General features: G+C 39.0%; 25 protein-coding genes and 3 pseudogenes. 6 read left to right on the top strand and 22 right to left on the bottom strand.

What is annotated here, in order from left to right:
- Positions 1-491: 491 nt before the first annotated feature.
- The 5 genes and pseudogenes from AKG37_RS05760 to AKG37_RS05775 form a co-directional block, all read right to left on the bottom strand.
- Positions 492-803, bottom strand: coding sequence for a hypothetical protein (locus AKG37_RS05760; RefSeq protein ID WP_237697643.1), 312 nt, complete (start codon positions 801-803; stop codon positions 492-494).
- A 724-nt stretch (positions 804-1,527) separates the two neighbouring features.
- Positions 1,528-2,085: pseudogene (locus AKG37_RS05765) on the bottom strand (pyridoxal-phosphate dependent enzyme); the annotation flags it as partial.
- Positions 2,086-2,286: 201 nt separating this feature from the next.
- Positions 2,287-2,421 (bottom strand): annotated as a pseudogene (locus tag AKG37_RS18465) (RidA family protein); the annotation flags it as partial.
- A 185-nt stretch (positions 2,422-2,606) separates the two neighbouring features.
- Entirely contained in the window at positions 2,607-3,287 is a 681-nt protein-coding gene (locus AKG37_RS05770; RefSeq protein WP_060697945.1) for a TetR/AcrR family transcriptional regulator, read from the bottom strand.
- 42 nt (positions 3,288-3,329) lie between these two features.
- Entirely contained in the window at positions 3,330-4,499 is a 1,170-nt protein-coding gene (locus AKG37_RS05775) for an FAD-dependent oxidoreductase (protein ID WP_060697946.1), read from the bottom strand.
- A 208-nt stretch (positions 4,500-4,707) separates the two neighbouring features.
- Between AKG37_RS05775 and AKG37_RS05780 the strand changes: the two genes are divergently transcribed.
- Positions 4,708-4,905 (top strand): hypothetical protein, encoded by a 198-nt coding sequence (locus tag AKG37_RS05780; RefSeq protein WP_060697947.1) that lies wholly within the window; start codon positions 4,708-4,710, stop codon positions 4,903-4,905.
- A 146-nt stretch (positions 4,906-5,051) separates the two neighbouring features.
- Here the strand turns inward: AKG37_RS05780 and AKG37_RS18470 are convergent, their stop codons facing one another.
- The 3 genes from AKG37_RS18470 to AKG37_RS05795 form a co-directional block, all read right to left on the bottom strand.
- Positions 5,052-5,393 (bottom strand): DoxX family protein, encoded by a 342-nt coding sequence (locus AKG37_RS18470; RefSeq protein WP_077233692.1) that lies wholly within the window; start codon positions 5,391-5,393, stop codon positions 5,052-5,054.
- A 132-nt stretch (positions 5,394-5,525) separates the two neighbouring features.
- Positions 5,526-5,951 carry a MarR family winged helix-turn-helix transcriptional regulator gene (locus AKG37_RS05790; RefSeq protein ID WP_060697949.1) on the bottom strand — a complete coding sequence of 142 codons (426 nt, stop codon included), beginning with the start codon at positions 5,949-5,951 and terminating at the stop codon, positions 5,526-5,528.
- A 73-nt stretch (positions 5,952-6,024) separates the two neighbouring features.
- Entirely contained in the window at positions 6,025-6,594 is a 570-nt protein-coding gene (locus tag AKG37_RS05795) for a TetR/AcrR family transcriptional regulator (protein WP_060697950.1), read from the bottom strand.
- 181 nt (positions 6,595-6,775) lie between these two features.
- On the opposite strand from AKG37_RS05795, the gene AKG37_RS05800 reads away from it, so the two are divergent.
- Together AKG37_RS05800 and AKG37_RS05805 are read left to right on the top strand one after the other, a co-directional pair.
- Positions 6,776-7,702, top strand: coding sequence for a DsbA family protein (locus tag AKG37_RS05800; RefSeq protein ID WP_060697951.1), 927 nt, complete (start codon positions 6,776-6,778; stop codon positions 7,700-7,702).
- An 11-nt stretch (positions 7,703-7,713) separates the two neighbouring features.
- Positions 7,714-8,031, top strand: coding sequence for a monooxygenase (locus tag AKG37_RS05805; protein ID WP_060697952.1), 318 nt, complete (start codon positions 7,714-7,716; stop codon positions 8,029-8,031).
- A 50-nt stretch (positions 8,032-8,081) separates the two neighbouring features.
- Here the strand turns inward: AKG37_RS05805 and AKG37_RS05810 are convergent, their stop codons facing one another.
- Positions 8,082-9,038: a carbon-nitrogen hydrolase family protein gene (locus AKG37_RS05810; RefSeq protein ID WP_060697953.1), complete on the bottom strand. Its 957-nt coding sequence runs from the start codon at positions 9,036-9,038 to the stop codon at positions 8,082-8,084.
- 100 nt (positions 9,039-9,138) lie between these two features.
- Here AKG37_RS05810 and AKG37_RS05815 point away from each other — a divergent pair, with 100 nt between their 5' ends.
- Positions 9,139-10,029: a LysR family transcriptional regulator gene (locus tag AKG37_RS05815; protein WP_060697954.1), complete on the top strand. Its 891-nt coding sequence runs from the start codon at positions 9,139-9,141 to the stop codon at positions 10,027-10,029.
- Positions 10,030-10,074: 45 nt separating this feature from the next.
- On the opposite strand, the pseudogene AKG37_RS05820 reads toward AKG37_RS05815, so the two are convergent.
- Positions 10,075-10,284: pseudogene (locus tag AKG37_RS05820) on the bottom strand (alpha/beta hydrolase); the annotation flags it as partial.
- Positions 10,285-10,450: 166 nt separating this feature from the next.
- On the opposite strand from AKG37_RS05820, the gene AKG37_RS05825 reads away from it, so the two are divergent.
- A complete protein-coding gene (locus AKG37_RS05825) occupies positions 10,451-11,218 on the top strand; it encodes a pentapeptide repeat-containing protein (protein WP_060697956.1) in 768 nt (255 codons plus the stop codon).
- A 21-nt stretch (positions 11,219-11,239) separates the two neighbouring features.
- Here AKG37_RS05825 and AKG37_RS05830 read toward each other — a convergent pair whose 3' ends face one another.
- From AKG37_RS05830 to AKG37_RS05860, 7 genes are all read right to left on the bottom strand, one after another.
- Positions 11,240-11,662, bottom strand: coding sequence for a cytidine deaminase (locus tag AKG37_RS05830; protein ID WP_060697979.1), 423 nt, complete (start codon positions 11,660-11,662; stop codon positions 11,240-11,242).
- A 129-nt stretch (positions 11,663-11,791) separates the two neighbouring features.
- On the bottom strand, positions 11,792-12,064 hold the full coding sequence (locus tag AKG37_RS05835) for a DUF2651 family protein (protein WP_047203154.1): 273 nt from the start codon (positions 12,062-12,064) through the stop codon (positions 11,792-11,794).
- Positions 12,065-12,283: 219 nt separating this feature from the next.
- Positions 12,284-13,210, bottom strand: a complete 927-nt coding sequence (locus AKG37_RS05840; RefSeq protein WP_060697957.1) for an alpha/beta hydrolase fold domain-containing protein — start codon at positions 13,208-13,210, stop codon at positions 12,284-12,286.
- 16 nt (positions 13,211-13,226) lie between these two features.
- Positions 13,227-13,637 carry a MerR family transcriptional regulator gene (locus AKG37_RS05845; RefSeq protein WP_060697958.1) on the bottom strand — a complete coding sequence of 137 codons (411 nt, stop codon included), beginning with the start codon at positions 13,635-13,637 and terminating at the stop codon, positions 13,227-13,229.
- A gap of 173 nt (positions 13,638-13,810) precedes the next feature.
- A complete protein-coding gene (locus AKG37_RS05850) occupies positions 13,811-15,283 on the bottom strand; it encodes a glycoside hydrolase family 1 protein (protein ID WP_060697959.1) in 1,473 nt (490 codons plus the stop codon).
- A 14-nt stretch (positions 15,284-15,297) separates the two neighbouring features.
- Positions 15,298-17,187 (bottom strand): beta-glucoside-specific PTS transporter subunit IIABC, encoded by a 1,890-nt coding sequence (locus tag AKG37_RS05855; RefSeq protein WP_060697960.1) that lies wholly within the window; start codon positions 17,185-17,187, stop codon positions 15,298-15,300.
- Positions 17,188-17,305: 118 nt separating this feature from the next.
- Positions 17,306-18,148, bottom strand: coding sequence for a PRD domain-containing protein (locus AKG37_RS05860; protein ID WP_060697961.1), 843 nt, complete (start codon positions 18,146-18,148; stop codon positions 17,306-17,308).
- Between the two features lie 329 nt (positions 18,149-18,477).
- Here AKG37_RS05860 and AKG37_RS05865 point away from each other — a divergent pair, with 329 nt between their 5' ends.
- A complete protein-coding gene (locus tag AKG37_RS05865; RefSeq protein ID WP_060697962.1) occupies positions 18,478-18,786 on the top strand; it encodes a magnetosome magnetite crystal formation protein family in 309 nt (102 codons plus the stop codon).
- Between the two features lie 45 nt (positions 18,787-18,831).
- On the opposite strand, the gene AKG37_RS05870 is transcribed toward AKG37_RS05865, so the two are convergent.
- The 5 genes from AKG37_RS05870 to AKG37_RS05890 form a co-directional block, all read right to left on the bottom strand.
- Positions 18,832-20,235: a HAMP domain-containing sensor histidine kinase gene (locus AKG37_RS05870; RefSeq protein ID WP_060697963.1), complete on the bottom strand. Its 1,404-nt coding sequence runs from the start codon at positions 20,233-20,235 to the stop codon at positions 18,832-18,834.
- 2 nt (positions 20,236-20,237) lie between these two features.
- Positions 20,238-20,945, bottom strand: coding sequence for a response regulator transcription factor (locus AKG37_RS05875; RefSeq protein WP_060697964.1), 708 nt, complete (start codon positions 20,943-20,945; stop codon positions 20,238-20,240).
- Positions 20,946-21,086: 141 nt separating this feature from the next.
- Positions 21,087-22,352 carry a glucuronoarabinoxylan endo-1,4-beta-xylanase XynC gene (gene xynC / locus AKG37_RS05880; protein WP_060697980.1) on the bottom strand — a complete coding sequence of 422 codons (1,266 nt, stop codon included), beginning with the start codon at positions 22,350-22,352 and terminating at the stop codon, positions 21,087-21,089.
- 35 nt (positions 22,353-22,387) lie between these two features.
- Entirely contained in the window at positions 22,388-23,929 is a 1,542-nt protein-coding gene (locus AKG37_RS05885) for a glycoside hydrolase family 43 protein (RefSeq protein WP_060697965.1), read from the bottom strand.
- Between the two features lie 223 nt (positions 23,930-24,152).
- Entirely contained in the window at positions 24,153-25,613 is a 1,461-nt protein-coding gene (locus AKG37_RS05890) for a CoA-acylating methylmalonate-semialdehyde dehydrogenase (protein ID WP_060697966.1), read from the bottom strand.
- Positions 25,614-25,641 lie beyond the last annotated feature (28 nt).

The raw sequence follows: 25,641 nt of genomic DNA on the forward strand, positions 1-25,641 counted from the left end.
TATAAATAGTAAAGGACCAAAAAGAAAGGTTCTTTTGGTCCTAGCAAAATTATTTTAGATGATTTTTCTAATTAACACTTTTTTTATAAAAAAGTATCTAAAAAGATCCAATGAAGATCTGTTTCAAATAGATCCCCAAAATCGTCTGAACAAACGAATATTTTTATTTAGTTTGGGGCTGTTTACTTCCTTGTACAAGATTTTTAGATTTTGTACCTCGAATCTACATATCTCCTCATTAAACGAATCGCTCGTTCAACCAATAAATTTGCGTTTGCGCTTAGAGAAAAACATTTCTCCTAAGTTATATTAAGCTTTACATTAAATATTGTTTATATCAATTTTAAAATGAGCCCATTCGATCATTCAGGATGGGCTGGATAAGCAAAAATCTCATTTGTAACAATCCCATCAAACTTCATATCTCTCAGTTTACGATACAAAGCTCAAAGTTAATTTTTCTTTCCCCACCTAAAAAAGATGCAGTTAGTTTATCGATTTTCACGACTTTTGTGGGGCATTTTCTTTAAATATGAACAAATGGATTCTTTAAATTTTTCTTTCTCTTCGTTGTCCTTAGGCAAATACTCGTCAATCACGCCATCTTTGATATATTTGTCAATGTCTTTCTGTGCCTCTTTGTATAGTACATCTGCTTCCGGAGATACAGAGTCATACTCTTTTTTGCTCATCTCGTGAAGTACTTTAATCTGCTCTGAGGTCATTCCCTTTGCTTTAATTTCATCTATTTCTTTTTTTACTCTTTCATCGTTTATAGAAGGAAATACATCTTTCGCTTGCACATTTCCTTCCACTCCAAACCCAATGAATAATACAGATGCTGACAACAAGGATGTGACAAAAATATTATATTTTCATATTATTACCTTTATTTCCTTTTTTGATTTAATGCACTATTACCATGTTTATAGTTAATTTGTATCGTGTAAACATAAATAGAAATTTAAGAATAATTTAAAGTGTGTTGAACTGACATGTAAAATTTGAATCAATTTTTAAATTAAAAAGAGACTACTTGAAGTAGCCTCTTTTATTATTATTTTACTAGCTTTCCAAACTGACCTGAGATATAACAAGACTATTTTCCAATATCCTTTATCATGTTCTCTGCGTCCTTATTTATAAAGGTTTGGAATGAAAGTGAATTTTATAAGCTGCCATATGACAACATCCCCTCTTCTTATATAAATCCAAATATCTCATTTTGTTCATGCGCTAGTTCCATCCTCTCTGTCAGATAGAGACCGTTCATTTTATCTATATCATCAACCGGCCAATTGTGGATCAGTTGACGCAATCTCGCAGTGGGGGTCTGACAAACATCTGGTGATAAGTAACTATCAGAATCTGGTTGTTTCAGTAATGGAATGATGTCATGTAGGTCAACAGAGGCAGCAACTCTCTAATTCTAAAAATAAACTCAATAACAGCTTATTTCTTCTTCCTGAGTCATACCGTTATTACTGCGTGTTTTTTTCTCATGTTCAATTAGCTGCCCTTCTAGGGTTATTTTGATTTAATCCCTGCACCACAAAGAGGGATGACAATGGTTTCTTTTGCTTCCTTTTTGTATTTCAGATAGCCAGCAAAATTGACGGCAGATGTCACTTCCACATAAAATCCTTTCTCACTTAGTTTAGAGCGTGCATTTAGAATCTCTTCTTCTTTAATATCAATAAATGTACCATTCGTCTTGTAAACAGCTTCTAAAATTTGTTTGGAGCGTGCTGGGGCAGCAATGGCTATCCCTTCTGCTAAGGTCCCTTTATTCGTAACAGGCGATGCTGATTCTTTCGCATTTTGATAAGCTTTCACAAGAGGTGCACAGTTTTTCGCTTATATGGCAATGATTTTCGGTATTTTATGAATGACACCATTTTCAAATAACTCTTTAAAGCCATAATACGCACCTAGGAGGAGAGTGCCGTTTCCACCCGGAATAATTAAAGCATCAGATTCTCCTTTTACTTATTCATAGATTTCATAGGCGTATGTTTTTGTTCCTTCAAAAAAATAAGGATTATAGACATGGCTTGCATAAAAAACGTTTTCGACGTCTACTGCATAATGAGTTTGGATAGTTATCTCAATCTGCGATATCTATTTTAGGGGTATCTTTCACCAGGTTTAATACTCCATCACAATCACATTTCCATAGAGTTGGTGTCATCTCATACTTTTTCTGGCAATGGTTACAAATCAATTGATTCATCAATCATCAATCCCTTTGAATATTTTTTTACATATAATAGGCAAAAAAATATCCTAAATGTATGAAATGGCATCAATTTCAATGTTGAACCCAAAATGTAATTCATTTGTTGGTACAACAGTACGTGCTGGTTTATGTTCACCGAAAAATTCAGTATAAACCGCATTTACTTTGTCCCATAAATTAATGAAGTCGAAGAACGAATCGTACGCTTATCTTCAGTTTTTCCATGCCTAAGCACCTCATTTGTTTATTCTACTAGATTATATATTTTTTATATGTGAAAACAATATATAGATTTTTCTATATATAATGAAAAAGTTGAGAAAATATAAAAAAAGCAGCCATTGACTGCTTTTTCTTTTGCTCCTTTCTAATTGACTTCTTGCTGGATTCCATACAAAATGACTTCAATTCCCCACCTGAACCGTTCCATTGATACGGTATCACCTGCAAACATTTCTTCTCTCAGGCTATGGATGAAAGGAAACCGCGTTTTGTCTGCATCATGAAATGTTTTTTTTATGTCTGAAATCTGCGAAGAGCCGTGTTTCTTCCAAGTGACCTTTTCGTATGCTACGGAAGATACGTATAACAGTAACAGGTCTACTCCCCATGCAGCGGATGTAGATTTGATCCCGCCTTCATGCAATGCAGCGAGAAGATGTTCTGTCAACTGAAGAAAGTTCGTTCCTTGCGGGATGGTGGAAAGAGAAATTTCAGCAAGACCAGGTTTTTCGAATAACAGTAGGAAATAAGTATGCAATCTGTCAAATAACTGTTCTTTCCATGTGCCATTCACTGAATCTGGATAAACCATTTGGCCGAGACCATAATCCAATACGTAAGCACTTAGTTCTTGAAAATTGTTCACGTAGACATACAAGGATGCAGGTCCCGTATCGAGTGCTTTAGCCACTTTACGCATACTCATGTCCTCTAACCCTTGCTCATTTAGAAGCTCATAGGCGGTTTTCACGATGAGTTCACGGCTTAAGGGCTCTTTTGCCGGCCGAGACCGACGACTTATAATACGACGATTTGAATTGTTCATAATCTCTTTATAACATGTCAAAGTCAAATAGTAAATTGAACATCAATCACCGTCTTCTTGAAAAGAATTCATCATTTCAGCAAGCTTGACTGCAGCATCTTTTGAAAAACACAGTTTTAAACTTTTTTCCGATTCATGAGCTTTCTCCGATGAATATTCGTACATCATGTCTTCGTATTCTTCAATAGCCTTTTCAATATGATGAGGATTTCGGACAATCGCAAGTGCAAGCTCCATTGCATCAAACATCGCCATGTTTACACCCTCCCCTGCAAATGGCGACATGACATGAGCGGCATCACCGATAAGCGTTACTCCTTTATGTCGGTTCCATTTAAAACCGACAGGAAGCGTATAAATCCGTCTTGGAATGATGGCATCTTCTGTATAACGAATATAATTTTTCAGCTGATCGTCCCAATCACTAAATAACCGTAATAATTGTTCTTTTGCTTCTTTCGCTTGATGAAAAGGAATACCACAAGCCTCAACCCAGTTACGTTCTACCATAAGGCTTGCATACACTTTTATTCGTCCATCTCCGTTTAACTGACCAATCAGTCCTTTGTGGTCTGCTAAAGCAAACATCTTCCCGCGTTTATTAAATGCAGCTAAATCAGGGTGATTCACCTCTACGTTGACGATATTCAGTTCCAGCATCGTGAGTCCGGCGTATTCAATATCAATATCTGTTAACAGAGGACGCACACGAGAAAAAGCACCATCTGCTCCAATTAAAAGATCAACTGTCTTGACAACTCCGTTTTCAAAATGAAGCTCTGTCATGCCGTTTTCTAGTGAAACGCAACTTTCTAGTTTATAACCATATTTGATGTTCTCAGCATTAATTTGATCTAACAGCAGTTCGCACAAAACACCACGGTCAATTTCTGGGCGGGTCCCTTTTTGATCTGGTTCCGTTTCTTCATCTAAATAAATTTTTCCTGACTTATCAAGTAAGCGGAAATCTTCTCCTTCATAGCGGGCGTTCTTTTGAAATTCCTCATAAATTCCCGCTTCTTTTAAAGCTTTTTGGCCTGTTTCTTCGTGAATATCCAGTGAGCCCCCTCTTTCAAGACTCTTGTCATGCACCTCTCGTTCATAGATGGTTGTTTGTATACCGTAATTTTGCAGTATTAAGGCGAGCGTTAGCCCCCCAGGTCCACCTCCAATGATAGCGATTTGCTTTTTATCCTTAGATAATGTTGTCATCGTATTCATCTCCTCTTCTTTATGAAAATCGTTTAAAGCCACATCTCATTTATATTATAACGAACTCCATTCGTTAAGAACAGTGTTCGTTTAAAAAGTTTATTTTACTAATGCTTTAATGAAAAGAAAGCAATCGCCCGTCACCATATGATACACTCCAAATATGCTTCTTTTCGATTGTTTTCATTCTGAGTCTAAGGGGTGTCTTATGAATAAATTAATGGCCATGTTGATATTAGGATTGGGGGTTAGTGGTGCTGCTTTCATTCTTTCTGTCCCTTTGCTATTCAAATCCAATGCAGAACACTTTGAGCTGGTGGTTGTTGTGGGATCAGCCGTTGTTTTTGGAATATTTGCTGTCGCATGCCTAGTTCTTCGAAAACGGTTAAATCGCTTGACTAATTGATATTTGGTACTACATCCGTACGTTCAGCGATCTTTTCGCCTATTACACATCTCTATACAAAAAAACCTAAACACAACCCGTCATTTGAATAATGGAGATTTGTTTAGGTGGATGTGACCTACAAGCTCTCTCGTCTTGAAGGAAAGTCAAAAAATGTGGTATAAGCTAACCCCTATACTGAGAGCAAACAAAACAAGTGCAGGAATAGCTTTCTTAAAGGGATCTTTCGCCAATACGATAAGAGTAAATGCAGCTGCCAGCATTGTGCCTCCTAACAATAAACCGGATAATAAAGCGATTGGTGGAATCCATATGCCGATTAGCATTCCACTAGCGCCTATTAGCTCTAAGGCTCCGGTTAACACATTAAAAAATGCGGGTAAACCAAATCGCTTGAACTCTTCTGCCATTTTTCCTGATATGATTTTCGTTCCTGTGAGAAAAAAGAAAACGGCCAATACAATTTGTAGAATAAAAATAATGATCACATCTTTCTAAGTTATTTGACCAAAAACGTTGTTGTTCAATGAACCTAGGCGTTCTGAACTCAAATTGAACAAAAAATTATATGTCATAGCATATATCGTACAGAAAATAGAGGTTGCTGCTGATCACAGTAATCAAGATTCATAGTTTGAATGAAATAATTTGTTTAAAGTGATTTTTAATTGTTGAATCTCCTCATGACTTAATTGCTTTGTCACAGTTTGATGTGCATCCATGACGACAGGAAGAATGGCTTTTTTGATCTCGTCACCCTTTTCCGTCAATAGCAAGTGATGCGAGCGTCGATCTTGTTCATTATAGATTTTCTTCACAAGCCCTTTTCGTTCCATTGACTGGATCATTCTGACGACGGTGGTTTGATTTTTATCAATTCCTTCTGCCAATTCTTTTTGAGTAGTGCCCCTTTCACTACTAAGAATACTTATAATGCTCCATTGTTCAGGAGTGACGCCGTATGGCTTTAATCTGTTCGTAAAATAATTGGTCATTTTCACATCGGTACGATGAACAAGATAGCCTATTAAATCATGTAAATCCATGTAAACACCCTCTTAAATTATTTATATGCTATAGCATTTATATTAATTGTGCCTTTGGAAATTGTCAAATCAGCTATCTGTCATGCTTAAAATTAATCCCTGACATAATATATGGCACTGCTGATTTGATGAATTCCTCTGAAGATATGTGCGAACTGTTTTTTCTCCACTCAACAGAAGCTCCATGAATGCCCCAACTTAAAAAAACAGCCGTGACCTTCAAAATTTGTTTTTCGACATTTGTATATTGATTCATTAACAAGTGATAAAAAATAATTTCAAGCTGTTCTCTAATAATAGGAGCTAGTTCAGTTTCATATTCTACTTGGCAGCGGTTATGCAGAGATTGTTGAAAATTCGTTAGTGCTTTAAAGATTTTCATAATCGTATCTTCATCTAATTTACTATTATTGAAATTGGTGCTTTCTAAATTAATCGACAATACTTCTGATAGTGTGTTATCCAACAAATCAAATTTATCCTCAAAATGATAGTAAAACGTCGCTCGGTTAATCATGGCTTCTGCCGTAACATCTTTGATCGTAATATCCTTAAATTCCTTTTTCGATGAAAGTTTAATAAAAGACTCCATGATTAACTTACGCGTTCTCAGAACCCGAGGATCTGTCTTTGTTTGCGTCATCTGATTCTCCCCTTTTTCAACACATCTTTCAATCTGTTGGATAAACAACAAATTAAAGAAATTATTGGTGTTGGTCTCACTCATTGTGTCTTAAGATTTAATTGTAAAGTAAATCATTGCTTGATTCAAACAAACTTATAGGGAATAGCGTTTCCTGCAAAATTTAAGGAGGAAAATGAAATTGAAAAACAATGAGATGTTTTGTGATATAGAAACAGGTGTATGTGGTGTAGGTGAAGAAGAGGAAATCCAGGTTATTGATTTTCAACAACCTAAAAAATCCATTACGCTCTATTATGTAACAGACCCGATTTGTTCTCATTGCTGGGCAATTGAACCTGTACTGCGTCGATTTAAAGAGGAATATGGACATTATTTTCATTTCCAGACTGTCTTGGGTGGACTGTTGGAGAAATGGCATGGCGGCCCAATTGATCCCGCAAACGGAATTTATCAACCTGCTGATGTTGCTGGTCACTGGAGAGAGGTTGGAGAACATTCCCGCATGCCAATTGATGGGTCCTTAATGATTGACAATCCTGTTCAATCTTCCTACCCTCCTTCTCGTGTATTTAAAGTGATCCAAAAACATTATGATGATGCACTAGCCTATACTTTTTTACGCCGTGCAAGAGAAGCATTATTTGCATTCAATCAAAATATATCAGATATCACGGTGTTGATTAACATCGTCAACAGCCTTGGACTTAACGGAGATGCTATTGTGCATGAAGCGGAGCTTCCAAGCGGCCAAGAATTATTAAATCAAGATTTTACTCTTGTTCGAGACCTAGGTGCTAGAGGTTTCCCAACGCTCATCTTCGTCAACGAAGAAAACAAAGGAGTTAAAATGACGGGGGCCCGCTCATTTGAAGTCTATGTTGATGGATTAAAGCAAGCTTTAAACACAGAAGAACTTCAACCGAAAAAACGCCCAGATGTTTCGACCTTACTTGAAAAAGAAAAACTTCTATTTTCTAAAGAAATTGAAGTCATGTACGATGTTGACCAATCGGATGTACAGCTTTTCATGGAGAAGGAACTACCGCAGGACCAGTATCAAATGAAAGAAGTGCTGGGGGAACTTTATTTTACAACGACTAAATAAGGAGAATGATGATGGTACACGTATTACAGGTGGATTTTAAGATGAATGGCCCTTTCGGAGATGAAATGGCAAAAGAGTTTTCTGCTTTAGCGAAAAGTATTAATGAAGAAGACGGGTTCGTATGGAAAATATGGACAGAGAATCCTGAAAAAAATGAGGCTGGCGGGATCTATTTATTCGACACAAAAGAAGCAGCTCAAAACTATCTCGATATGCATTCTAAAAGAATCACTAGCTTTGGAATAACAGACATCAACGCGAAAATCTTTGACATTAATGCTCATCTTACTAACATCACGAAAGGCCCATTAAAACCCCATAAAGATTGACACAAAAGAAAAAGAGCGGCCATCAACCGCTCTTTTTTCTTGTAACTTCATCATCTAGATGATTGATTTATCCACTTGACATTTTCTCTTTTCTCTTCATTCACTACGAGTTGGAATACATCTGACCTTGAGTAATGCCCTACTACATCGAAGTCAAATTGACTAGAAGAAATATCACGCAAATCAAGATCTGCTAGTATGATCTCTTCTTTGCCATAGACAGGTTCTTTTATATACTCCCCTAAAGGTCCGACAATTGCACTACCCCCTCGGCACATTTCCTCAGGAGAAGATGCTAATTCATCATAGCAGGCTAAATCTGTAGGATACATCTCTTTGTTCACATATTGATTACAAGATAGAACGAAGCATCGGCCTTCTGCTGCAATATGGCGAATCGTAGATTGCCATAACTCTCTGGAATCTGCCGTAGGGGCGATATAGATTTGGACGCCTTTTGCATACATCGCTGCTCTAGCTAATGGCATATAGTTTTCCCAACAAATTAAAGCGCCTATTTTACCAAACGGTGTATCGAAAACCGGCAGTGTGCTGCCATCTCCCTCTCCCCATATGAGTCGTTCAGAACCCGTTGGCTTTAGCTTACGGTGCTTTCCAAGTAATGTTCCATCCGGCCCAAAGAACAATACTGAACAATATAAAGTCCCGCCACTGGATTCAAGATCTCTTTCAATGACACCGATGACGAGGTAGACCCCAGCTTTGCGGGCTGCTTCTCCTAATCTGTCTGTCGTTTGACTTGGAACTGGAACTGAATTTTCTAAGTAACGAAGCCAGTCCTTTCTTCCTTCTGGAGAACGGCTTCCTACTGTGGCGCCAAAAGCTAATCCCCTTGGATAAGCTGGTATAAAAGCTTCAGGAAACACAACAATATTGGCTCCTTTTTCTCCGGCTTGAAGTGTTAACGAAATGGCTTTTTCAGTACTTGCTTCTTTATCCATAATGACAGAAGCAGCTTGAACAACAGCAACTTTACATGTAGACATCTTAACCCCTCCTTAATCAAAGTGTAAAAACAAATATTTATAATGTACAATATATAATGATCATAATAAGTATGCCTATTTGGAATAATGGGAGGATAACATGAACATACGGGACTTTGAAATATTTAAAACAATTGCGGAATGTGGAAGTTTTTCAAGAGCAAGTGAAAAGCTTTTTATCGCACAGCCTTCCCTATCCAAAACCATTCAAAAATTAGAGAAAAAACTTGGTGTCATCCTTTTCGATCGGTCAAATCGAATTTTCAGGTTAACGGATGAAGGACAGCTTGTATATGAAAAAGCGATTGCGATGCTGCAACAAATGAATGAGTTACAAATAGAGCTTGATGATACAAATACGCATATTCGCGGCCATTTAAAGATCGGACTGCCGCAAGTGATTGGGACCTTTTTCTTTTCGAAAGTGGCAAAAGTTTTTACTAAAAAGTATCCAGATGTGACGCTCGAGATCATTGAAGAGGGTGGCTTACATGTAGAAAAACTCGTTGAGAAAGGCGAAGTAGATGCTGCCTTTGTTGTCATACCAGCGCAAAGTCGTGAATTAGAAGAAAAACTCATTTTTGAAGCACCATTTGTGGCTTGTTTACCAAAAAATCATCCTTTAAAAGATGAACAACAGCTCTCACTCGAACAGCTTAAAGAGGATAACTGGATATTGTTTGATTCTTCATTTGCGTTGAGTCAAGTGATTTTAGAAAGCTGCCGAAAGGAACATTTTGTTCCCAAAATCGCTTACAGCACCACACAATGGGATTTGTTAATGACATTAGTTCGTGATGAACTGGGAGTTGCTATCATTCCAAGTCCTTTAACTGAAATGTACAGAGAAGATATTTGTGTAAAATCAATTAGCAGTCAATATATCCCCTGGAAAATTGGAATTGTCGTGAAGAAAAATCGATATAAAACACGTGCTTTGAAGGCTTTTGTAAACATTGTCTTGGATATATATTCTGAGGATCAGAAATAGAAATCAATGAAAAATGCTCTTTCTTGTTTTCTAGCAAGGAGCGTCAGTGAAAAGCGGCAGGTCATGCAGCATTTCGTATATTTCAGGAAACATGTACGTTGATGGGGTTTTCCCTTCATTGCTGTCGGACGGATAGTATACAAATGCGGTTAGTTCTCTTTTTGAGTGATCCGATGCCGTGTACTCAAAATCCATCTGTGTGCGTCCCGCAGTATAGCCGCCGATTGGTTCTGGGGATTCATCATATCTTTTCATTCTTTTGTCCCCCTTTACACATTGCACGACAAGCGCTTTCAAAATGACGGCCGCTCTCTTTCTGTTCCGAGCTTTATGATATAATAATTTGTCAATGTCAACCGCTTAGTGAAAGCGAAATGAACTCTTATTGTAAAAGATTCTGAAGAAATGATAGGTGGTAGCGATGAGAAGACTTGAGTCTGGTCAGCTAGTAGACAACAAAATATTTTCTGATATTGTCAGTTATGAAAATGAAACAATCAGCGAAACTACGGTCATCAACTCGAATGTCCGTTCACCTATATTTTGGAGCTGTCATCTGCATCACCTTGTATTTGATACATGTGATCTGACGAATGCGCGTTTTTTTGCACGCAGTAAGATTGATCATTGTACTTTTATTCGTTCTGACTTGCGCTCTGTGGGCATTGCCAGAAACGAAGCTATTTTCACCAATTGCGAATTTTCCTCCTGTGATATGAGAGGTATGACATTGGAGAATGCTGTGTTTATCGATTGTACGTTTTATCAATGTAGGTTTAATGACCGTGTTTTACAAGTAGCGAATATCGTCAATTGTTCCTTTTCAGGTAAGCTGGTGGATATTACGTTTGAGGGAGATGGCAAACAAAAGCTGATCGCCAATTTTGAAAACTGCACCCTTGATGGTGTTCGTTTTACGGGTTGTGATTTGTCGCAATGTATTCCGCCCACATCCAAAAACCATCTATATATTGAAAATGTCTCCGCGCGTGTAAAGTATGCGTTGACGAAGATAGATGATGACCCTCATCTTTCTGACGAGGATCGGAAAGTACTGGTACGGAGTCTGCGTAAGCTGGAGCATATGAAACAATATATGTTTAACACGGCGCATATGAAGAAAATACATGGTGCTGTTTTTGTTGAGCGTTTTTTCAGTTATTTGGAATGTAACAAGGATAACGCTTGACGCTTGCTACATTCCTCTACATCAGCTTCGAGTATATTTGAGTGGAATCAGTTCCTCGATTTTCACTTTGACTAGCTTGTCATCCATCTCTATGATCACAAAACATTCTGGTCCGAAATCTGAAATGAGCTCTCTGCAGATGCCGCAAGGGCTTACGACTCTCACCCTTCTATCTTCTTCATCTGAATAGGGATGTCTAACTGCCACAATTGTATCAAAATCTTTATAACCATTTGATAAAGCACTGCCAATCGCAATGGCTTCGGCACAAACAGTGACCCGTCCGATATAGGCTTCTATATGGACAGCCGAAATCACTTCCCCTGTTTTCATACGAATGGCGGCTCCTATATGGTGTTTATCATCTTCATAAAGGCTGGTAATCTTCTTTTTTGCTTCGTCTATTAATTCTACATCTTCTTGAGAAAGATCAAATGTGTACATCGTATCCCCTTTCACCTTTCTATGTTCATCTATTATACCAAACAAACATGTCATGACCTCTTCTTGAAGATGAAATGAATGGAAGCAAAAAAAGCTAATGCTCGCGAACATTAGCTTTTAGCTTTTTCTTTATGCTCTTTTATAGCGATCATACAGATATCGAATGATTTTTGTGATGACAGTGGTACACATGCATAAAAAGGTCATTGCCACTACCCAATACATATTTGACAGGTCGAACCCAGTATAGGCAAATATGAAAATAGTGGAGGCTGCAAATGTGATCATTAAAACGACAAGAACTCGCTTAAAGATCAAGTAACCCACAATTCCCCATATCAAAGATAACAAAGGCAATGTAAATAATATCAGCGCCATGGGGTGAAGAAAGAATACACTCATCACGTCACTCTCCTTTATCAACCGGTGAAGAACCGAACATGTATCATATTAATAGGAAATGTGTATGTTGTAAACAAAATTTGGAATTTAAGGATCTTTTAATGAAGGATGAATTGACATTCTGAATTGATTTCATGTTGAATGGAAAAAGGCTGCTTTCACTAAGCAGCCCATTCGCTAAATTTTCGATTATTTATATAGGATTGTGTGAAGAATAAATTAGCTATTGATTATCTGAATGATTTTTTCCTGAGCATCTTGTGCCTCAGGGATTGGCATGACGACAAAAACATGCAGCATTTCTGGATAAACAAAGGTTTTCATGCCAATTCCTTGTTCCGTGAGTTTTTCATCAAGTTTTAGTGCATCTGGATATAAAATATCATGTGTTCCAATAAAATGAGTGATCTTCCCTAGTCCTTTGAAGTCACCATGAATGGGGCTGATTAATGGGTCAGTTTCACTTTTATCCGCTGCCCACATTTTTGAAATGACATCTATTCCTTCAGGCGCTAAAATGGGATCCTTAGGGGCATATTCTGAAATGAGAGGATTGCTTAAACTCATATCAACACATGCAGATAATAAAATAATATCCTTCGGCTGCGGCAGACCTTCCATCTTTAAGAGATGCGCCAGGCCAAGTGAGAGATTTCCGCCCGCTGAATCGCCCATGATCGTTAATTGATCGGCACTTTCAACCGTTTTCAGTATTTCTTTATAGAGGTCGAGGATTTTTGGATAGGTATCTTGGTAGCTATAATGAGGTAATTTAGGATAAATAGGAGCGAACACTTTGGCGTTAAGGGATTGAGCCATTTTATCCATGTACCACCAATGGAAATTGAGGGGCTGGTTTACCCAAGCACCACCATGTAAATATAGAATCACCTTTTGTTTTTGGGACATTTGGTCATTCAATGTGAAAACCTGCATCCCTTCAAATGTTTCCTCCTTTATCTCACTCACTAATTTCACATCGTCTCCGATTGCATAGGGCTTTGTATTTTCAATTTCTATTTGAGACAGAAAATTTTTAGTGTTTTCGACACTCGCAAAGCTCTCTTTATTACTTTGGGACATAATTGATTTTTCAAATTGAATACTTTCTTCAGAACGTTCGCCTTTAAAAATTTCTACACTCATTTTTGTTTTCTCTCCTTTAAGGAAATGATTGTTCATCCTGATTCTTCACACGAAATGATTGGAGAAAGACTTGTACTTCTTTATCCGTCGTCTTTAACAAGTTAGATAAAAGGTCTTGAATGAGACGGAGGCTTTTGATTTTCTTTTCAATTTCTTCATGTTTAAGATGTACAATTCTTTTTAAAGTATCAAGTTCTATGTCTTGACTCAGCATTTCCATAATTTCTTTTATTTCCTTTAATGAATAACCCAATGATTTAGCATCTTTGATCAATTGAATTTTCACAACATAATCTTCTGTGTATAATCTATAACCGTTTGAACGGCGTCTCGGGGCAGGTAAAATGTTGTGCTCTTCATAATAACGAATTGTGGCAGGGCTTATTCCTGTTTGTTTGGCGAGTTCTCCTCTAGTCATCAACTCCATTGGTACTCCTTTTTGTGATTTTGTCTTACTATATTTACATTATAAAGGTTGAACTATACTTCAAGGTCAAGACATGTGATCGTTTTTTTCGTTAAACCATTATAAAAATAAAACACCATCGCATCCAGCCAATGAAGGCGGACGCGATGGTGTTTTAAATCATTTTTCTGCTTTTATAGGTCTTCCCCATTTGATGCAATCACATTTTTGTACCAGTAGAATGAGTCTTTTCGGTAACGATTCAGTGTACCATTTCCTCTGTCATCTTGATCGACATAGATTAAACCATAGCGTTTACTCATTTGAGATGTTCCGCAGCTGATTAAATCAATGCAGCCCCAAGGCGTATACCCCATTAAGTCAACACCTTCTTTTACGGCTTCTTTCATTTGTTCAATATGTTTTTTCAAGTAATCAATACGATAATCATCGTGTACTTTTCCGTCTTGTGTGAATGTATCTCTTGCGCCCAATCCATTTTCACAAACAAATAAAGGTTTTTGGTATCTGTCATACAGTTTGATTAATGAAATGCGCAGACCCATTGGATCAATTGGCCAATCCCATTGTGATAATTCCAAGTGCTCATTTTTGATCGGGCTGTCAAACGTACCCGCTAGCTCAGCTGCATCTTCTCGCGCTTCTGCTACGTGAGACATATAGTAGCTGATCGCAACAAAATCAACAATGCCCTCTTTTAAAATTTGTTCATCCTGTTCTTCAATATCCAGCTCGATTTGATTATCTGCAAAGTATTTCACCATGTATGTTGGATATTCGCCTCTTGCTTGAACATCCGGATAAAACATATTCAATTGATTCGATTTTACCGCCTGTAGCTGGTCCTCTGGCTTTGTTGTTTTTGCATATGCTTCGATTTGGTTAATCATACAGCCAATTTGTACATCTGGAATGATTTCCTTCGCTGCCTTCACTGTTAAGGCACTAGCTAAAAATTGATGATGTGACGCTTGATAAGCAGCCTGTAATTTATGGTCTACTAGATCCTCTAAAATGCCAGCACCTGTATAAAGGCTGTTGAGGTTCATATTCATTTCATTAAACGTAATCCAATATTTCACTTTATCTTTATATCTTTCTAAAATCGCACGTGCGTATTTTTCAAACAACGGGACAAGTTCTCTGCTCATCCATCCATTATATTTCTCTGTTAAAGTAATCGGCATTTCATAGTGAGACATTGTAACTAACGGTTCAATTCCATATTTCGCACATTCATCAAATACTTTATCGTAAAAAGCCAATCCTTCTTCGTTCGGTTTTTCCTCTAAACCTGTTGGAAAGATTCTTGCCCATGAAATAGACAAGCGAAAGACTTTGAATCCCATTTCTGCAAATAGTGCAATATCCTCTTCATATCGATGATAAAAATCAATTCCACGTCTTTTTGGGAAATCAAATTCATCAGAATGTTCCTTGTACTTTTTCAATTCAGCTGAACTAACATCGAATGTAAAGTTATTCACTTTTCCTTGAGCATAAGGATCTTTATACGCAGCAAAGTCTGATGTTGATAGTCCTTTCCCGCCTTCTAAGTATGCGCCCTCTATTTGATTGGCAGCTGTTGCGCCACCCCATAGAAAATTATCTGAAAATCCTTTTTTTAATTCTTTCATTTCAATCATCCCTTCTATTCTGATTAATGAATAAGCATTAAGAGTTTATTTTCTCCTGCGTTGACATAAGCGTCACCTGTATGGATCACATCCAGGTACTTCGAGGAATTCGTGACGATAATAGGTGTCACGACATCTAATTTTTTTGATTGTATTCCTTCTATATCAAATGTTAATAAATGATCCCCGATGTTGATTTCATCTCCTTCTTCCACCAATACCTCAAAGAATTGACCATTTAGGCTGACGGTATCAATACCTACATGTATTAATAATTCAACCCCCTCATTTGAAACCAAACCTATTGCATGTTTAGTAGGTGTAACAGTCACTACTTTTCCGGAAAACGGTGCTTGTACCACCCCCTTATCAGGTATAATTGCTACTCCCTTGCCCATCATTTCACTAGAGAAGACGGCATCATTTACTTCAGATAACGGAACGATCTGACCAGTTATAGGTGCTTGTACTTCATAAGGATTTACTTGTCTAGCAGCTTGTTGATTGACCGCATTTTCTGGATTTTTAGATGGCTTCTCCTCTTTTTCAGGCTTTGCGACAGGTTCTTTGAACCCAAGAAACATAGTGACGAGAAGTGATACTAAAAAGCTTAACGCTATGCCAATTAAAGCCATCTGGAAATTATTTGTACCTTTTATAATGTAAGTCGGCAAAGATGTAATACCTGGAATTGAAAATGCTGTCGTTTTGACTGAGAATAAACCATAAAAGCATCCGCCAACTGCGCCGCCAATTAATGAAGCATAGAAAGGCTTTTTCAATCTCAGTGTGACTCCATAAATGGCTGGTTCCGTAATTCCAAAGAAACTCGGAAGCAATGTTGATAATGCTAAAGATCTTGTTTCTACTCGTTTTGTGCGAATGATAACACCTAAAACAGCGCCTGCTTGTGCCATATTCGCAATAAAGTTCATTGGAAGCAGCATGATATCGTAACCAACTTTTTCAAAGCTGGCAAACGTGCTTGGGAAGAATGCGTAATGCATGCCAGTTAACACAATTAAAGGCATGAGACCTCCCATTAATAAACCTGCAATCGGTCCAGCAAAATGGAATAAAGATGTGAAAAAGATTTCTAAATACTGACCGAAAACGTTTCCAATAGGTGCTATGAAAGCTAGTGTAAGAGGCGCCGTGATCATTAAGCTCAGTACTGGTGTAAACACGATACTTAAGGATTTTGGAATGACTTTTGTTATCCACTTATCGACAAAACTAAGCAGCAGCACTCCTAAAATAATCGGTAAGACTGAAGAAGTATAATCATTTAATGGAATACTCAACCCTAAAAAATTAAGTGGATTTGCTCCTTTTGCTGCCCCTTCCACCATCGTGGGATACAATAAAATCCCAGCGAGTGCCATCGCGAGCGATTCTCGTGTTTTAAATTTCTTCGCTGCAGAATAAGCAATGAGGAAAGGCAAAAAGTAAAAGACAGCATTTGAAAAGATTTGAAGTACTGCATAGGTAGAACTTGTTTCCGTCAGCCAGCCTAAACTTACGAACAAAGCCATGATCCCTTTAATTAATCCACTACCAACAATCGCTGGCAAAATGGGTGTGAAAATGCCGCTAATGACATCGAAGACGACTTCGATCGGATTCATTTTTGAAGTGTTTTTAACAGTAGCAGAATCATTGCTTTGATCACCGATAAGATGATCGATTTCCTCATAGACCTCTGCTACTTTTGCTCCAATAATGACTTGGAATTGCCCACTTTGGAATTGCGCTCCGAGCACACCGTCTACTGTTTTCAGTTCATCTACTTTCACCTGTTCTTCATCGTTGATATTAAATCTCAGCCTCGTAATACAATGCCAGCTTTGAGATATATTGTCGGTTCCCCCGATTAATTTGATAATTTCTTGAGCCAATTCTTTGTTTTCCATGCTTTCACCCCTTCATTTTCACAAAAAAAACCTAAACAAATTCCACCATTAGAAAGACCATTCTTCTAAATGGAGATTTGTTTAGGTTAATGCTTTTTCATAACACGCCTAAAAGAAATCATGTATTTTGTTGATGTTTCTTTGTGATTCTTTCAATATGAATGACTAAAAAAACAAGTTCATCTTCAGTGACATTCCAATTGAATTCCCGCTTTAACATTTCTTTAATAATCAATCCGCATGCATAGCTCTTCATATAGCGATCCTGAATTAATTCTTTTAATGAATCATCCATCTGCTGAGGCGGTTGATTTGTTTCTTGTCTGACAATAAAATATCTCAAATGAGTGATAAACCTCGAATAATCTATCGACGATTTATCTAATACCATCTCGAAAATATTTTGAATAATCTTAACGATTTCCTTCGTGAGGTGGGTCATTTTGATGGTATCTCCCATAGATTGACCATCTATTTGAGCGTTTACAAAATGCAGGGCTATGAGTGAAGCTTCTGTTTCCTCAAAAGTAATACCCATCATTTTTTGAATAATTTTAAGTGCTTTTTTCCCAATTTGATATTCTTGAAAATATAAATGAGGTATTTCCCATACAATAGGGTTTTCATATTCCATTTTTTCTTGGTGTCTTTGAATAGAAAAGGTAAGATGATCAGATAGCGAAAACAGCATGCTGGAACCTAATTTTTTATTCAACATCTCTTCGCCCATATGAATGATTTTTTCAGTTAATAAAAGAATATCAGTTGGGATAGCGGCAAGTTGAGATTCTAATGGAGACGTCTGATCAGAATAAAATGTCTTACTGACAGCGCTCTCATCAAGTGTATCACCCTTTTTCTTCTTAAAACCTATTCCTGTACCAAAAACAACGACTTCATTTTGAGTGTCTGTTAGAGCTAATACGATATTATTGTTTAGAACTTTAACGACGGTGAACATCTTCATCCCACCTTACCTAAAACTGCTAAAAAAAGCATAAAAAAACACCAAAATCTCAGCAAACAACGTACAAATGTACAACATGTTTACCTGACTTGGTGGTGCCTGATGATATCAGTAACACTCCTGCATCGGTTACGACTTTATTGTAAACACAGGACAAACCAAAGTCAACTATTTTTTTCGGTAAACTAGATGAAAATACCTATATTATGCATCGTTTTAAAAGCGAAGCATTTTTAAGGTTGCTGTAAGGTTCGCATTAATACAGGTTAAGGTTGAGGTAGTACAATGGGTTTGTAGTTAATAAATCATAGAGGTGAAACGTTTTGAGAGAAAATAAAATCTTGTCTTCATTATGTTACTTTAGTATCTTTTTTGCACCGTTTTTGTTTCCGGTGATCGTCTATTTCTTAGGTCAGGGCGAAGTGAAATATCATGCGAAAAAATCATTATGGACACATGTCATTCCTTATTTGATTTTTGGCATAGGCATCCTCGGTTCAGGTTTACTTGGTATGAACGATATCAGCCATGCAGGGCCTTTCTTGCTAGCGACATATGCTGTGACATTCCTTGTCGCAATCTACTTCTTCATTTGGAACATTGTCAAAGGGATCAAAGTGTTTTCGGAATAATAGGTGAAAAAAGCGGTTCTGTGTAATCAGAACCGCTTTTTTTGTTTAGGTTGGTATTTGAATGTCAATGGTTGTTCCTTTACCTAGACTGCTGTGAATCGTGATATCCCCGCCGTGCTTGACGATAATATCCTTTGCGATGGCCATCCCAAGACCAGAACCTGCATGTGAAACTTCTGTATTCGTCCCTCTATAATAGCGGTCAAACACTTTTTCTAGCTCTTCCTGTTCTATTCCTTTTCCATTGTCTGTAATTGTGATATGGGTTTTTTCTTTTTGTTCAAGCTGTACAATGATTGAGACATCAGGGCCATTGTGAACGAGGGCGTTAAATATAAGATTGGTGACCGCTCTTCGAATAAGAATCTTATCAATATTCAGCATGAGCTTGTCTACATTCGTTTGAAACTCAATCGTTTGATCGGCATATCTTGAATCGTTTAAAATATCAATTAACGTTTCCCGCAGCAATGACACAATGTTGACTAGCTCTTTATTCAGCATGACGCTGTTATTTTTCAGCCTTGTTGTTAAATTAAGATCCTCCATGACATCTTTGATATACAATGATTTATTTTCAATGATGCCCGCGTAATGCCTGATTTCTTGCTTTGAAAGAGGATGGTTTGAATCTTTGATAATTTCAGCATAGCCTTGAATAGAAGCTAGTGGCGTTTTAATATCATGAGAAATATGACTGATCCATTCTTCCCGCATTTGCTCTAATTTGTCTTTTTCTTTTTTGCTTGAAGCGAGCTGCTTTGATAAGTGATTGACATTAGAGAAGACATCTTTATAGATCCCCTTAGCTGGCAGATTTGTTGTGTAATCTCCGTTTGCCAGTCGCTGAATCCCATGAATGGCACGGCCGAGCGGTTTTGTGAGCTGCCGGCTGAATAGGTAACCAATGAGTAACGCAATGATGGCATCTACTGATAATAAAATCATCGTCCCGACATTGAATCTTGTCACTAAGTCCCTCGTGTTAAAGGAGAATAGATATTTTCCGATGGAAGGGTCCTTAAATCCGATAAAGTAGCTGTATTCTCTGCCCTTCCCTTTTTTTTCGCCGGCATAAATGGTCGATAATAATTGCTTATCTTTATATTTATGTAAATTTACGATTTCTATCGGTGTATATTTGTTCTTTAATCCTTTCGGTGCCTGCGCATGATACACGTCTTTTCCATTTTCGTCTAAAATTTGAATCCATGCATTCTGTTGTTTTAAAGCTCTCTTTCCTTCTTTTTTTACGGTAATTCCTTGATCAGAAAAAGTGACGTATTGTTCAAATGATCTTGTGAACGTTTCGGGCGTATTTTCTCCGCTATGCTGGCTGCTTGCTTGCAGTACAAGCCATATCATGAATCCGAATAAGTTGATAAAGACCGTGATAATAGTCACGATAATGACAGAGACCATATATCTGCCTGTTAATCGCCATTTCATCCTTACGCATCCTTTACAACAAATTTATAGCCAAGCCCTTTGACTGTGACGAGAAATTCTGGTGTTGACGGAGAAGTTTCTATTTTTTCCCGAAGTCTTCGTATATGAACCATCACCGTATTGTCGGAACCGAAGAAGTCTTCTCCCCAAACGGTTTGATAAAGCGTTTCTTTGCTAATGACACGGTTCGGGTGCTGCAAGAAATAGGTCATTAGCATAAGTTCTTTCGGCGTGAGCTCGATAACTGCTCCATTTTTAGTGAGTTCTGCTTGCTGCTCGTCTAATTCAAACGGCCCTTTTTTTATCACGGGACTACCTTGAGATGGCTGCAGGTATGAGACTCGTCTTAGCTGCGCTTTCACCCGGTAGGCGACTTCCTTTGGGCTGAACGGTTTTGTAATGTAGTCATCACCGCCGATGGCAAGTCCTACAATTTTATCTGATTCCTCTCCCTTTGCTGATAAAAAGATAATCGGAACATGAGAGATCTCTCTAATTTGTTTACAAATATCATAGCCTTCACCGTCAGGCAGCATAATATCAAGTATGACGAGATCGGGTTGTTCTTGATGAAATTGCGTGAGCCCATCATGAGCAGTTGAAGCTGTGATAACGCGATCAATGCCTTCCCTTGTTAAAACAGTATTGATTAATTCCAAAATTTCTTTTTCGTCATCAATAATTAATACTTTGCTTTGAAGCTTTGGCATACATTGATCACTCTCCTGAAGTCATTGCCATTATTATACCCAATGTGTGTACATAGTGAAAAAAAACAACTTCCTATCTGCATAAAAAAAGCCAATTTTCTCATGTAAAAAGAAAATTGGCTTTTGATGATTTGAGTCATTTTAGCGTTTAACTACAAATGTTGTCACACTTTGAGCCGGGAGATGAGCCCAAAATTGATTACCTGATATGTTTAAATCTGTTCCAGGCTGAAGGTTGCTGTTGCTGCTCGTGATCCATCTTGACGCTTGCGAAGCAGTTCCATTTTGCATCACAAAGTGTTGATTGACCCCTGCATTGTTTTTATTAATTGCGACAATGACGACCTGATTGTTTCCTTTATAGGCTGATACGAAAACATTCGGTTCAGGAGTTTTCGTTGCATCAATTCTGACGTATCCTGGTCGCACAAATTTCGAGAAATGTGCCATGTTATAACCGCGCTTGCTGATCAGGCCATCTTCCTTCATAGGGCCGTAGGATCTGCGGATGTACCACCAAACATATGCCTGAAAGTCCCCTTCCACCATCGAATGGTGAATATGCTCTGAAACCCCTAACGCCTCAGGCCAGCGGTCAGCTGAATTGTTATCGCTATTCGGGTAGTACACCTCTGTCATCCACAGCTCTTTCCCCCCTCCTTTTTGTTTGAAAAGAGGATACGGAAACTGACTGATTTGGGTTCCATACAAATGGGCTCCGAGAATGTCCATATTTCCAAGCGCCTGAGGATCGTTTAGGATGGGATCTGATATATTTTTAAGGTATTGAAAGGATTCTGGCGCAATCACGCGCGCATTAATGGAGCCGGCATTTTCTCTCATGAAACGCAGGATTTCCTGAGGCGTCCACCATGTCCATTCGTGTGCATAATCGGGCTCATTTTGTACAGAAATGGCATAGAGATTGACGCCATTATTCTTCATATACGTCACGAAATTGTTGAGATGCTGAGCATATGCGGCATATTGATTGGATCTCAGACGTTTTGCAGATGTGCCATTACGGTTGAAGGTCTCCACCATATGGCTTGGAGGATTCCAAGGTGAAGCGATCACCAAAGCACCATGCTCTATCGCTCTTTTGGCTGTAGCGACTTCTCTGTGCCAATTATTGCTGTTCTCATCTACATAAATTCTTAGAATGGAAAATCCTAATTGATTCTGCCCATTTCCAAAGGCTGTTTCTCTTTGAGGTGCGGTCAGATCACCAATCCAAGCCGGGTGGTTCATTCCACCAAAGCCGCGAATTACTTGTCTTTCCGCATTGACATTAATATTGGCATCTGCTGCTGAAACCTCAGTTACGCCAGGTCCAATGAACATAACAGACAGCATCATGAAGCAGATCAATAACGTACAAATTGGTTTTTTGATCATTGACATCAAATTTTTCCACTCTCCCATCATCTTGTCTTCCTTCGTTACCTTTGAGTAAACTGCCAGGAATCAAATTGAAATAGGTTTGCACCTGTTCCGGTAAAGACAAAAAATACGTTGTGCACGCCTGCTGCTCCGTTTACTGCCGTTTCTACTTCTCGCCAGTTGTTCGTTCCGCCTGTGGAAGGAACATTTAGTGTTCCGACGAGTGTGCCGTCTGGACTGCCAAGGCGTACTTCTATTTTTCCGCCTACATTTGATGCTACATTGGCTTTAAATGTTCTTGCGCCGTTTGATCCGAAATCGACGTTGCTGGCTGCCACCCAATCTCCGTTTTGAATGTTTGTGACATGCTGGTTATTGACCGGTCCGCCTGGGGCTGAGGAGGCCTCTGTTAAAATGCGCCCATTCCAAGCAAATGTTTCAGCTTCTACCCGCTGATACGGATTCAGATTGGATAGCTGTTTTACACCTTCATAATTGGCTGCTACCTCTCGAAGGGAACCGTCAGCATTATGCACAAGCTTATTAATGTGGGGAGATCTGTAGCCTTTCCCTGCTCCGTATAAGGCAGAGCTGACTGTTTGCGTATGATACACGACATACCACTCGTTTTTAAAATTGAACACAGCATGATGGTTGTTACCGCCGCCACCAAAAAATGCACCCGGATTTTTCAGGAAGTGTCCTTTATACGTAAAGGGACCCATCGGACTTGAGCTCGTCATATAGCCAATTTCACCAGGTGGTTTATCTGCTGGGTGGGAGCCGCCAAAATTGATGCAATAGGAATAGTAATAGGTTCCGTTGTACTTATGCATCCCCGAGTCTTCAAACATAAAAGGAGCATCAATGGTCGATGCACTGCTGGCAACACTTGTCATATCAGGTCCTAATTTCAGGACTCTTGCTGTTTTTGGATTGGCCCATTGTCCCTGGGTTGGGTTAGAACCGCCCGGAACACCTCCGCCGGCATATAGATAACCGGTCCCGTCATCATCCACAAAGACGGCTGGATCAAAAAGCCATACAACACCGGACATTCCTGGTGTATTTGGCGTGACGAGCGCTTTTCCGATAGGATCTGTCCATGGACCGATCGGACTGTCTGCTGTCAGCACACCAATCCCTCCGCCGCTGTTAGCGAAATATAGGAAAAATTTATCCTTCCCATTGATCTTTTTCACCGCTGCTGATGGAGCCCAGGAGGCACCTGCCCATTTGGCAATTCCTTTGCCGCCATTTGCCCCATTTGCGCCGGCTACTGGAATCGCCCCGTGATCTGTCCAGTTCACCATATCCGCTGAGGAGATGACAAAGACCCTATTCAAGTTGGCAAAGGAATTATCCTTAATTGTTCCGTTGCTGTGATATTCATAGTCATCACTCGACATATAAATGTACACTCTACCGTTATAGGTGAGCGCAAACGGATCAGCGCCCAAGTGATGGTCTATGAGCGGGTTTGCATTTCCTACTCGTTTTGCAATTGTTGTGCTTGCTGCACTCGCATCATATACCGGTAAAAAGCTTAGTACCAAAGCAAGAATCAAAAAACCTACACCGCATTTCATCCTCGTCTTCATCGTTTCATTTCCTCCTGTTTTCATCTTCCTGCATATTAGGGTTTAGACCCAATTTCAAAATATGTGGATAGGTGCTGATGAAGAATGAATATAAAGGATGATTTCTAGTGCAAATCCCTGCTGGAATCGAGATGAAAACCCTTACTTTTTAACTAGAAGACAGCAAAAAATGCAGTCCCCATGTTGGAACTGCATTTTTTTCTCATGATTCATGGCATGTAGCTTACATATACCGAGCGGTTACCATTTTCTTTCTTGTGTAAAATTCCACTCCGTCTGTTCCATTGGCATGCAAGTCTCCGTAGAAAGAATCCTTCCAGCCGGAAAACGGAAAGAACGCCATTGGTGCGGGTACACCGATGTTTACACCGAGCATGCCCGCTTCAATGTTTTCACGAAATTCTCTGATGCTTGATGCACTGTCTGTATAAAGGCAGGCGCCGTTTGCAAATTTTGATTGATTGGACAGGTCAATCGCTTCCGCTAATGAAGAAACACGAACAATTGATAGGACTGGGGCGAAAATCTCGTCCTGCCAAATTTTCATTTGATTTGTGACATGATCAAAGATCGTCGGCCCGACGAAATACCCTTCTCCATTTGTTTCGTGATCTTGACGACCATCACGAATGAGGCTTGCTCCTTCTTCAATCCCTGACTGAATATATTGAAGCGTTCGTTCTTTATGTTCCTTTCGAATGACTGGACCAAGAAAGACGTCTTTATTCATTCCGTTTCCAATCACGAGCTCGTTTGATTCAGCCACTAATTTTTGAATCAACTCATCAGCCACTTCTTCTTCCACTGCGACAACGGCTGCGGCCATGCAGCGCTCTCCCGCTGATCCAAAGGCAGCCCCAATAATTTGTTTTGTTGCCGCATCTAAATCCGCATCTTTGAGAACAATGGAGTGATTTTTTGCGCCTGCAAGTGCTTGGACACGTTTGCCATGTGCTGTTCCTTTTTTATAGACATACTCTGCGACTGGCTGAGAGCCGACAAATGAAATGGCTTTGACCTTTTGATGTTCAAGCAGTCCATTGACGACATCGTGAGCCCCATTAACAATGTTGAGAACACCTTTTGGAAGACCAGCTTCTTCAAACAACTCAGCTAACCGTGCCGCAAGAATAGGCGTTCTCTCTGAAGGTTTTAAGACAAACGTATTTCCGCAGGCAATGGCAAGCGGGAACATCCAGCATGGAACCATCATCGGAAAGTTAAATGGCGTAATACCGCCGATGACGCCAATAGGATAACGGTACATGCCCGATTCAAGTCCGGTTGCAATATCAGGAAGCTGTTTTCCCATCATTAAGGTCGGTGCGCCTGCAGCAAATTCCACACATTCAATCCCGCGCTGCACTTCTCCTTTTGCTTCAGCTATACTTTTTCCGTTTTCTAGTGTTACGAGTTCGGCCAACTCATCCCAGTTCTCAACGAGTAACTGCTGGTATTTAAATAAAATGCGTGCACGCCGGGGCACAGCTGTTTTAGACCAAGTGGTAAACGCTTCTTGTGCTGCCTGTACCGCACGTTCGACATCCGTTTTTGTTGAAAGCGGCACTTCTGCGATGATGTCGCCAGTAGCGGGGTTATACACTGCCTCCGTTTGACCTGTTTCTGCCTCAATCCATTGTCCGCCAATATAATTTTTCAACGTCTTTACATCTGTTTTGGTCATGTTCCCTCTCTCCTCTTTGTTTAAGAAT

The sequence above is a fragment of the Bacillus australimaris genome (assembly GCF_001307105.1).
GTDB lineage: Bacteria > Bacillota > Bacilli > Bacillales > Bacillaceae > Bacillus > Bacillus australimaris.

Coding starts and splice junctions, on each gene's coding strand:
- AKG37_RS05770 (WP_060697945.1), bottom strand. CDS start 3,287: ATGAACAATTCAAATCGTCGTATTATAAGTCGTCGGTCTCGGCCGGCA.
- AKG37_RS05775 (WP_060697946.1), bottom strand. CDS start 4,499: ATGACAACATTATCTAAGGATAAAAAGCAAATCGCTATCATTGGAGGT.
- AKG37_RS05780 (WP_060697947.1), top strand. CDS start 4,708: ATGAATAAATTAATGGCCATGTTGATATTAGGATTGGGGGTTAGTGGT.
- AKG37_RS05790 (WP_060697949.1), bottom strand. CDS start 5,951: ATGGATTTACATGATTTAATAGGCTATCTTGTTCATCGTACCGATGTG.
- AKG37_RS05795 (WP_060697950.1), bottom strand. CDS start 6,594: ATGACGCAAACAAAGACAGATCCTCGGGTTCTGAGAACGCGTAAGTTA.
- AKG37_RS05805 (WP_060697952.1), top strand. CDS start 7,714: ATGGTACACGTATTACAGGTGGATTTTAAGATGAATGGCCCTTTCGGA.
- AKG37_RS05810 (WP_060697953.1), bottom strand. CDS start 9,038: ATGTCTACATGTAAAGTTGCTGTTGTTCAAGCTGCTTCTGTCATTATG.
- AKG37_RS05815 (WP_060697954.1), top strand. CDS start 9,139: ATGAACATACGGGACTTTGAAATATTTAAAACAATTGCGGAATGTGGA.
- AKG37_RS05825 (WP_060697956.1), top strand. CDS start 10,451: ATGAGAAGACTTGAGTCTGGTCAGCTAGTAGACAACAAAATATTTTCT.
- AKG37_RS05830 (WP_060697979.1), bottom strand. CDS start 11,662: ATGTACACATTTGATCTTTCTCAAGAAGATGTAGAATTAATAGACGAA.
- AKG37_RS05835 (WP_047203154.1), bottom strand. CDS start 12,064: ATGAGTGTATTCTTTCTTCACCCCATGGCGCTGATATTATTTACATTG.
- AKG37_RS05840 (WP_060697957.1), bottom strand. CDS start 13,210: ATGAGTGTAGAAATTTTTAAAGGCGAACGTTCTGAAGAAAGTATTCAA.
- AKG37_RS05845 (WP_060697958.1), bottom strand. CDS start 13,637: ATGGAGTTGATGACTAGAGGAGAACTCGCCAAACAAACAGGAATAAGC.
- AKG37_RS05850 (WP_060697959.1), bottom strand. CDS start 15,283: ATGATTGAAATGAAAGAATTAAAAAAAGGATTTTCAGATAATTTTCTA.
- AKG37_RS05855 (WP_060697960.1), bottom strand. CDS start 17,187: ATGGAAAACAAAGAATTGGCTCAAGAAATTATCAAATTAATCGGGGGA.
- AKG37_RS05860 (WP_060697961.1), bottom strand. CDS start 18,148: ATGTTCACCGTCGTTAAAGTTCTAAACAATAATATCGTATTAGCTCTA.
- AKG37_RS05870 (WP_060697963.1), bottom strand. CDS start 20,235: ATGAAATGGCGATTAACAGGCAGATATATGGTCTCTGTCATTATCGTG.
- AKG37_RS05875 (WP_060697964.1), bottom strand. CDS start 20,945: ATGCCAAAGCTTCAAAGCAAAGTATTAATTATTGATGACGAAAAAGAA.
- AKG37_RS05885 (WP_060697965.1), bottom strand. CDS start 23,929: ATGAAGACGAGGATGAAATGCGGTGTAGGTTTTTTGATTCTTGCTTTG.
- AKG37_RS05890 (WP_060697966.1), bottom strand. CDS start 25,613: ATGACCAAAACAGATGTAAAGACGTTGAAAAATTATATTGGCGGACAA.